The 6386-nt window shown below is 64.5% G+C and carries 6 protein-coding genes; 3 read left to right on the forward strand and 3 right to left on the reverse strand.

Translation table 11 applies throughout. The annotated features are described in order from the left end of the window. The first annotated feature begins 49 nt into the window (after positions 1-49). Genes ACTS1X_RS02625 through ACTS1X_RS02635 form a run of 3 tightly spaced genes read left to right on the forward strand, consistent with a single transcriptional unit; the run spans position 50 to position 3018 of the window. A complete protein-coding gene (locus ACTS1X_RS02625) occupies positions 50-1237 on the forward strand; it encodes a parallel beta-helix domain-containing protein (RefSeq protein ID WP_442612831.1) in 1188 nt (395 codons plus the stop codon). Continuing rightward, positions 1234-2265: an SO2930 family diheme c-type cytochrome gene (locus tag ACTS1X_RS02630; protein WP_442612832.1), complete on the forward strand. Its 1032-nt coding sequence runs from the start codon at positions 1234-1236 to the stop codon at positions 2263-2265. Before ACTS1X_RS02625 ends, ACTS1X_RS02630 begins: the two co-directional genes overlap by 4 nt. Positions 2266-2274: 9 nt before the next feature. Then, positions 2275-3018 (forward strand): class I SAM-dependent methyltransferase, encoded by a 744-nt coding sequence (locus ACTS1X_RS02635; protein WP_442612833.1) that lies wholly within the window; start codon positions 2275-2277, stop codon positions 3016-3018. A 54-nt stretch (positions 3019-3072) separates the two neighbouring features. Here the strand turns inward: ACTS1X_RS02635 and ACTS1X_RS02640 are convergent, their stop codons facing one another. From ACTS1X_RS02640 to ACTS1X_RS02650, 3 genes are all read right to left on the reverse strand, one after another. Next, a complete protein-coding gene (locus tag ACTS1X_RS02640) occupies positions 3073-3315 on the reverse strand; it encodes a hypothetical protein (protein ID WP_442612834.1) in 243 nt (80 codons plus the stop codon). 116 nt (positions 3316-3431) lie between these two features. Then, the gene (locus ACTS1X_RS02645) at positions 3432-4667 is read right to left on the reverse strand and encodes a dicarboxylate/amino acid:cation symporter (protein WP_442612835.1); all 1236 of its coding nucleotides are present in this window, start codon (positions 4665-4667) and stop codon (positions 3432-3434) included. A 67-nt stretch (positions 4668-4734) separates the two neighbouring features. Continuing rightward, a partial coding sequence (locus ACTS1X_RS02650) for an SLC13 family permease (protein WP_442612836.1) occupies positions 4735-6386 on the reverse strand: 1652 nt, incomplete at its 5' end.

The raw sequence follows: 6386 nt of genomic DNA on the forward strand, positions 1-6386 counted from the left end.
CCCACACCTGCGCTAGTTTCCGCACACGTCAAAGGGAGAGGACGTCGCCATGAAAATAATCGCCGCCGCCGCGATGCTGCTGGCATCGACCAGCGTGTTTGCCGCCACCCACACCGTCGAAGCCGGGCCGGACGCGCAGGAGCGTCTGCAGGAAGCGCTGATCATTGCCGAGCCGGGCGATACGGTCGAGATCGGGCCGGGCCGGTTCGAGCTGACCGACGGGCTGTCGCTCGATGTCGCCAATGTAACTGTGCGCGGCGCGGGGCCGGACGCCTCGATCCTCGATTTCAGCAACCAGGTCGGATCGGGTGAAGGGCTGCTTGTCACCTCCGACGACGTGGTCCTCCGCGATTTCGCGGTCGAGAATACGCGCGGCGACGGGATCAAGTCCAAGGAAGCCGACCGGATCGTCTATCACAATATCCGCGTCGAATGGACGCGCGGGCCGCATCCGGACAATGGCGCCTATGGCATCTATCCGGTGGAATCGACGCATGTGCTCGTCGACGGCTCGACGGTGATCGGTTCGTCGGACGCCGGCATCTATGTCGGCCAGTCCCAACAGATCGTCGTGCGCAACAATTACGTCCACTACAACGTCGCCGGGATCGAGATCGAGAACAGCTTCTACGCCGATGTCTACGATAACGTCGCGACCAACAATACGGGCGGCATCCTCGTCTTCGACCTGCCGAGCATTCCGCAGGTCGGTGGCCATTCGGTCCGCGTCTTCCGCAACTTCATCCATGACAACAACACCGCCAACTTCGCGCATGAGGGCAATATCGTGGCGACCGTGCCGGCGGGCATGGGCGTGATGGTGATGGCGCATCGCAATGTGGAGGTGTTCAACAACATCATCGCCGACCATGGTTCGGGCAATATCCTGATGGTCGCCTATCCCAACGATTATGACGACGAGCGCTACAACCCCTATCCGCTGAACGTCACGATCCGGGACAATCTCCATGGCCCGGCCGGCTACAATCCGGATTTCGACGGTGGAGCGCAATTGCGGACCGCGCTCGGAGACGATCTTCCTCCCATCATCTGGGACGGCCAGGGCGAAGGCATCCGCGTTTCCGACGATATCGGTGTGCTCTCGCTCGGCCTGACGCGGCTGCGCCAGCCATTCGAAGAAGCGCAACCCGGCCCGGCCGATCTCAGCTCGGGTGCCGGCTCGGCAGAGCTGCAGGCTGTCGTGCTGCCGGAGAGCATGGAGGCCGCGCTCCGGTGAACCGGGCGCTGGCCGCTATCGCCGGCTGGCTGGCGCTCGTCAGCGCCAGCGCGACCGCGCCCGTCGCCACGGAGCTGATCGCCGGCGATGCGCTGCCGCAGAACCTGTCGGAATTCCGTTTCTTCACCGACGGCATCGGCCATACGCCGAACGACCGGGTCGTCGGTTACGAGCTCAATACGGCACTGTTCAGCGACTATGCGGTGAAGAACCGTTTCGTCTATGTGCCCGAGGGCCAGGCGGCGACCTATAATGCCGATGGCGTCTTCGAATTCCCGGTCGGATCGGCGCTGATCAAGAGCTTCGGCTATCCGGCCGATTTTCGCGATCCCGACAGCCCCGTCCGCTGGCTCGAGACGCGCGTGCTGCTGCGCCGCGCCGATGGCTGGATCGCGCTGCCCTATGTCTGGAATGACGACGGTACAGACGCGGTGCTCCGCCGTGCAGGGCAGCGCATTCCCGTTTCCTGGATCGACGCGCAGGGCGAGAGCCAGTCCATCGATTATCGGGTCCCCAATCAGAACCAGTGCAAGACCTGTCACTCGAGCAATGGTGAACTCGCGCTGATCGGTCCGAGCGCCCGCAACCTCAACGATGGTCAGCGGCTGGCGCAATGGGTGGACTGGTCCATCCTCGATAGTGCGCCGGCCGACGCGCCGCGCGTGCCGGTCTGGGACGACGAAAGCGACGGAACGCTCGATCAGCGCGCCCGCGCCTATCTCGACGTCAATTGCGCCCATTGTCACGGCCGCGCGGGCAGCGCGAGCAATTCGGGGCTGTTTCTCGGCTACGACGAGGCGGACCCGGTTGCGCGCGGCATCCTCAAACGCCCGGTCGCGGCGGGGCGCGGCAGCGGCGGGCGCGACTACGACATCGCGCCGGGCCATCCCGAACGCTCGATCTTCATCTACCGCATGCGCTCGCGCGATCCCGGCGTCGCCATGCCCGAAATCGGCCGCGGGATGCTGCACGAGGAAGGCATCGCGCTGATCGAGCGCTATATCGCATCCATGGACAACCAAGGTTAGGCCGACCGCATGACATCGCGTGAATCGACCCAGTTCCTGCCCCGCGCCCATGCCGATGAGGCGCATTTCGAACGCGACTGGCAGGACTGGGCGGCCCTGTTCGGCATCGGGGCCGTCCAGTGGCCCTGGCTGCTGCGCTCGCTGCGTGGCGGAACGCAGGCGGAAAAGCGCGATCTGATCGAGCGGCTGGGCCTGCCGGCCGACGCGCTGCCCAATCTGGGCAGCTGGAAGGCGGACACCAGCCTGCTCCACAAGATCGCCGACCGGATACTCGATGCGAAGCCGCAGCTCGTCGTCGAATTCGGCGCCGGCGCCTCCACGCTGGTCGCCGCGCGCGCTTTGCAGATCAACGGGTCCGGACGGCTGATCAGTTTCGACCAGCATGCCGATTTCGTCGATGCGACGCGGCGATGGCTGGCCGATCACGGCCTGAGTTCGGACCTGCGCTGCGTGCCGCTCGTCGCGGCGCCGGGGCGATGGCGCGGCCTGTGGTATGATCACGGCCCGCTGCCCGACGATATCGACCTGATGCTGATCGACGGGCCGTGCTGGACCATCCATCCGCTCGGACGGGGCGCCGCGGCCAGCCTGTTCGACAAGATCGCCATCGGCGGAATGGTGATGCTCGACGACGGCGCCCGGCCGGGCGAACGCATCGTTCGGCGCCGCTGGGCGAAAATGCATCCGAATTTCGATTTCGACCTCGTCAGCGACGGCACCAAGGGAACCGTCATCGGCATTCGCCGGGCATGAAAAAGGCGGCAAACCGGATGTCGGTTTGCCGCCCGAAATCAGCTTGCCGAAGATTTACTCGGCTGGGTCGCTCGGCTTTTCGCCCTCTTCTTCCGATATGCCCAGTTCGGCCTTCGCCGCGTCGTTGGCAGCGGCTTCTTCCTCGCTGAGCGGTTCGATATCCTGGGCCGCCGGTTCCGGCTTGTCGAAATCGGCCTCGGCGGCGGCTTCGGCGTCTTCGACGGTATCACTGTTTTGCGCGATCGCTGGCGGGCTGCCGACCAGTGCGACCAGCGCGGCATAGACTAGCTTTTTCATCTTGTTACTCTCCATGTAATCGCATGCACCCGTCTCGTGGACGAGACGGCCGTGCGCGCAGCGAAATGGGAGCGAATGGCCCGCTTGTCCAGTGCCATAAAACGGATCGTCGCAATCTAGATATCGTCCGCCGAAACCAGTTCCTCGCGATCCAGTTCGCCGGTCATCGCGGCCACCGTCGTCGCGACCGCCGCATCGCCCGACACATTGGTCGTCGTCCGCATCATGTCCATGATCCGGTCGATGCCGGCGACGAAGGCGATCGTCTCGAGCGGCACGCCGACGGCCGTGAAGACCAGGCTCATCATGATGAGGCCGGCGCCGGGAATCCCTGCCGCGCCCACGGCGCCGAGCGTCGCCAGGATCGAGATCAGGAAATATTGGCCGATCGTGAGGTCGACGCCGAATATCTGGGCGCCGAAGAGGGTGGCGAGACCGAGATACATCGCCGTCCCGTTCATGTTGATCGTCGCGCCGAGCGAAACGACGAAGCTCGATACGCTGGGCGAGACGCCGAGGTTCCTTTGGGTACAGCGCAGGGTGACCGGCAGCGTGGCGTTGGACGAGGCGGTCGAATAGGATACCGCCATCGCATCGATGATCCCGCGGAAGAAGTCGCGCGCCGGCACCTTGGCGAGGAAATGCACCATCGCCGAATACAGGCCGAAAATGATGATCAGGCAGCCCGCATAGTTGAGCGCCACGACCTTGGCGAGTGGCAGCAACGCCTCGAACCCGAACGTGCCCGCGACCCACGCCATCAGCGCAAAAACGCCGAACGGCGTCAGCTCCATGACGATCATCGTCACCTTCTGCATGATGATGGCGCCGGAATCGAAAATCTTCGCGGCCGGTTCGCCGTCTTCCTTGGCCATCAGGATGCCGATGCCGATCAGCAGCGCGAAAACGATCAGCGGCAGCACCTGCACGTCCGCCATGACCTGGACCGGGCTTTCGGGCACCATGGACAGGATCATGTCCGTCGCCGATACCGGATTGGCTTCTGGCACTTCGGCGCCTTCGGGCAATTCGGCGTCGAGGCTCGCGCCGGGCGCGAAAAAAGTGCCGAGACCCAATCCGAGCCAGACCGAGATCTGCCCGGTCACGATGAAAAGCAGCAGCGCCCGCCCGCCGACCGCGCCGAGCTTGCGCAGATCGCCGATCGCGGCGACGCCGGCTACGAGCGAGAAGAAGATCAGCGGCACCACGAGCATCTTGATCGCGCGAATGAACAGGTCGCCGATCCATTTGATGCTTTCCGCATCCGGCCCCCAAAGCAGGCCGGTGATCACGCCGAGGATCAGTGCGCCGACGACCCGCTGCCACAGCGGAATCTTGAACCAGAATTTCATGCGGCGCTCCCCTCGAGACCCGGATTTTCCGCGACGCTATAGCGCGGCAGCAACGACCGCAACTCCCTCAGGAAAAGAGGAAGGCGATGGTGAGGCAGGTGGTGAAGCCCACCGCAGCGGTGAGCGGCAGCCCGGCCTTGACGAAATCGGTAAAGCGGTAATTGCCCGCTGCATAGACGAGCGTGTTGGTCTGATAGCCGATCGGCGTGGCGAAGCTCGCAGACGCGGCGAACATGACGGCAATGACGAGCGGCCGCGGATCGACGCCGAGCTGGTTGGCCAGGCCGATGACGATCGGCGTGACGATCACGGCAACGGCGTTGTTGGTAACGATCTCGGTGAGGAGGACGGACAGGATGTAGACGACGAAGATCAGCGACCAGACGGGAGCGGACTGCAATATCGGTACGGCCGCGTTGACGATGAGCGTGACGCTTCCCGCCTGTTGCAGCCCTACGCCGACGGCGAGCATGGCGAAGATCAGGATCAGCACATTGCCGTCGATCGAGCCCCAGGCTTCTTCCGCATCGATGCAGCGGGCGGCGAGGATCGCGCCCATGCCGAGGATCGCCGCGACCGCCAGCGACACGATATTGAGCGCGGCCAGGGTGACGACGGCGGCGAGCGCGAGGATCGCGATCGGCGCGCGGTCCCGCCGGAACTCCCGGGTCCGCGTCTGGCCAACGCCGAGCAGGTTCGGATTTTCGTACATCCGCCGGATCGCGTCCTCCGAACCGGTCACGAGCAACCGATCGGCGGCCCGCATGCGCGCGTTGGGCATGTCCGGGCCCGGCAACTGCCGGTGACGGGTAATCCCGATGATCCGGACGCGCAGCCGGCTCAGAAACGGGATGTCGCTGAGCCGCCGGCCGAGGCTAGGATGAGTCGGCGCGATCGTCGCTTCGACCAGCGCCTCGCTATTCGCGCTGGGGCCGTTGCGTCCGGCAATCCCCATCTCGAATTGCCGCGTCCGGCGCAGCGACAGCAACTCGGTCATGTCGGTCCGGATGATGATATGATCGCCCGCCATGGCGACCTCTTCGGCGATTTCCTGACGAATGAACTGATCGCCCCGCTTGATCGCCAGCACTTTGACCCGCGTCGGCCGGAGCGCCGAGAGCTCGCCATAGTTGCGGCCGATAGTATCGCTGTCGTCCGATACGATGAGTTCGGTCAGGAAGTCGGTATCCTCGGTGCTGCGATAGAGGGAAGAGGGATCGCCCTTGGGCAGCAGGAGCGGACCGAAGATGGACAGGGTCACCGCGCCCGCCAGCGCCGCCATCAGCCCGTACGGCGAAATCTCGAAAATCCCGAACGGTTCCAGCCCTTCCTGCCGCGCGACCGCGTCGACGATCAGGTTCGTCGAGGTGCCGATCAGCGTCATCGTCCCGCCGAGAATGCAGATATAGGAAAGCGGGATCAGCAACCGCTTGACCGACATCCCCGTCGCTTCGGCGAGCCGCGCCATGATCGGGATGAGGACCAGCACGACCGGCGTGTTGTTCATGAAGGCCGAGGCAACGAACGCGCCGATAAACAGCTCGACAAGTGCAAGCCGCGGCCGTTTTGCCGCCCGCGCGACGATCCCCGAAGCGATTGCGTCGATCGTGCCTGTCCTGAGTAGCGCCCCCGACAGGACGAACATCGCGCCGATCGTTATCGGCGCCGGGTTCGAAAAAACCGAAAGCAAGCCATCGGAATCGAGGATGCCGAGGAAGA

It is taken from the genome of Parasphingopyxis sp., from assembly GCF_052168275.1.
Classification (GTDB): domain Bacteria; phylum Pseudomonadota; class Alphaproteobacteria; order Sphingomonadales; family Sphingomonadaceae; genus Parasphingopyxis.